2 protein-coding genes are annotated in these 1,014 nt (G+C 48.5%); both read left to right on the forward strand.

The window, feature by feature from the left end:
* A partial coding sequence (locus tag RJ60_RS06385) for a BMP family ABC transporter substrate-binding protein (protein WP_258006201.1) occupies nucleotides 1–746 on the forward strand: 746 nt, incomplete at its 5' end.
* Nucleotides 739–1,014: MurR/RpiR family transcriptional regulator (locus RJ60_RS16050; RefSeq protein ID WP_374704106.1), on the forward strand; the 276-nt coding region annotated here is incomplete at its 3' end. The genes RJ60_RS06385 and RJ60_RS16050, both read left to right, overlap by 8 nt.

The raw sequence follows: 1,014 nt of genomic DNA on the forward strand, positions 1-1,014 counted from the left end.
TGACTTTTACCGAAGGAATGCCGGCAAGTGTTATGCGAGTAGCCCAGATGTTTCCGAATCAGAAATTTGCGTTACTGGACGGAATCATTGAGGAGCCACTACCAAACACTTACTCTGCAGCCTTCAGAGATAGCGAGATGACCTTTCTTGCCGGTATCTTCGCTGGACTTGTTACATCAAGCGATTTGCCGGGTGCGAACGAAGAGAACGTTGTGGGATTGATAGCAGGAGACACCTATCCTGCCATGACGAACATAATGAGACCCTATTTTGAACTTGGTGTCGCAACGGTGAATCCCTCGGCTAAGGTTCTTTTTGGTGTTGTAGGCAGCTGGTCCGACCCATCAAGAGGAAGAGAACTTGCAGCTAAGCAGTTTGATGCAGGAGCAGACATAATTCTTTCAATAGCGGGCGGCAGTGGTGTTGGAGTCATTGAAGAGGCGTCGGTTAGGGGTAGATACGTGATCACCGTTGACTCCAACCTTATACCATTGAACCCGAAGGTAATACTTGCAAGCTTTCTGAAGCATATCGACCGCCTTGTTAGCAAGACTATTGCGAAGGCCAAGGCGGGGGAGCTGCTATTCGGGAGTTCCGAGAGGGTCGGCATTGCAGAAGGAATGATTGATTATACACACGACGATCCTTATTTTCTATCCAATGTTCCTGCTGAGATTCGCGCGGAGCTTGCGAAATGGTTTGAAGTACTCAAAGACAGCGAGGCTCCTTCACCGAAGAATGAGTAGCCTTCTTCAATCATACAATGAAGCGCTTCATCATCTCACAGAAACCGAAGAGAGGATTGCCTCTTTCGTAATAAGTCATCCGGAGGAGGCTCTTGACCTTCCCGTTCAAGATCTGGCGAGAAGACTGGAGGTAGCTCCCTCAATGATAATCAAGGCGGCGAAGAAGCTCGGATTCTCCGGTTATACGCAACTGAGACTGGCGATCGCAAGCGAGCTCAACTTACTTGTTCAAAGAGAGAAATCCTCCGTAATGATCGAGGATCTTGAG

The sequence above is a fragment of the Mesotoga sp. B105.6.4 genome (assembly GCF_002896535.1).
In the GTDB taxonomy this organism is placed as follows: Bacteria; Thermotogota; Thermotogae; order Petrotogales; family Kosmotogaceae; genus Mesotoga.